General features: G+C 62.2%; 1 protein-coding gene. It reads left to right on the top strand.

Annotation, left to right across the window (positions count from 1 at the left end; genetic code table 11):
• Positions 1 to 335: 335 nt before the first annotated feature.
• The coding region (locus EN969_RS30925) for a PAS-domain containing protein (RefSeq protein ID WP_164758652.1) at positions 336 to 1,459 on the top strand (1,124 nt) is incomplete at its 3' end.

Genomic DNA, 1,459 nt, shown 5'->3' with positions numbered 1-1,459 from the left:
GTCGACATTCGGTGGCGGCCGATCCCAGAATCGCCGGACATCAAGCGGTCTCGGGATGACGACCGTGCCGTCATAACTGCGCGAGCAACCGCCGCCGAAAAGCAGCGCCAGCCCCATGAAAAAAGGCACAATCCGTCCAAGCATCAGCAATACCCCTGCCGTTGCTTATATAGCGGGTTCGACCCCGCCGACAACCGGGCGGAATGAAGCAGACCGCGCCGCGCAATCCTGTCCAACCGACCGTTAAGGTTAGCGGATCCTTAATGCTTCTCGGGCAGATTCCGCCGACGAACCGCGGAGGAGGGTTCGGCCTTGGTTTTCGGGGTGGGGACGGCATGGCGGAAGCGGACGAAACAATCGGCGCGCGCGGCAAGCGCGGGCCTCGCAGATCCACAGTGCATGGCGACGATGCCTCATCGTCCGCCTCTTGCATGGATTCGAACGATGCGCTTCGCCAACTCGTCGAAGCCGGTTCGGACTGGGTCTGGGAAACGGACGCCGAACTGCGCTTCTCCTGGCTTTCGCAAAATTACCAGGCCGCCACCGGCATCGATCCGGCAAACGTGCTTGGCCGGTTCCGCTTCGACTTCCTCAACCAGGTCCTGAACGGCGATCGCAGTGGCGCGGCGCATCTGGAGGATCTGCAGGCGCACCGGCCTTTTCGCGACTTCGTCTATGAGCTCAAGGCTGGCAGCGCCGACTGTCGCTGGGTTTTGACATCAGGCTTTCCAAAGTTCGACGACGAAGGAAGATTTGCCGGCTATCGCGGCATCGGCCGCAACGTCACGGCTCTGGCCGGCGCCTTCAAAAGTCTGGGGCGGGAACCATCGGGTGACGGCGAGCCCGACCAGCATCTGGCCGACCTCGAGCGGACGATGGACGCCATGCATATGGGCGTCGTGCTTCTCGATGCCAGGCTCGACACGCTGATCGTCAACAAGGCCTATCGCGACCTCTCGAGGATTCCGGACGGCGCTGTTGCCGTCGGCGCTCCGTTCAGCCTGTTGATGGAGCTCAACCGCCGCAGCGGCATCTATGGCGACATCGACGAACAGCAATGGCAGCGCTACCTCGCTACTCGCCTCGACGAGATTCGCGCCGGATCCGTCGCGCCGCGCGAATTTGTCCATGCCAACGGCAGGACGATGATGTTTTCGGTGACGGCGTTGTCCGGGGGCAAGCGGCTGCTGACCTACTATGAGGTCACCGAGATCAAGCAGCGCGATGCGGAGATCAAAAACGCCAATGCCAGGAATGCCGAGACCTTCGCCAGTCTCCGCACAATGGTCGACCAGATGCCGATCGGTGTCCTCGTGCTCGACGCCGATATGCGCGCCGAGATCATCAACCGTGCTTTCTATGATTTCTGGCAGATCGACGCCCGGCGCGCCGAGATCGGCTGCAGCTTCCGCGATCTGATGGACGCCAGCCGCGACATCGATCCGTTTGGTGCCGACGA

The organism is Mesorhizobium sp. M7A.F.Ca.CA.003.01.2.1 (genome assembly GCF_003998945.1).
GTDB lineage: Bacteria > Pseudomonadota > Alphaproteobacteria > Rhizobiales > Rhizobiaceae > Mesorhizobium > Mesorhizobium ciceri.
This window is presented reverse-complemented; position numbering and strand designations above follow the sequence as displayed.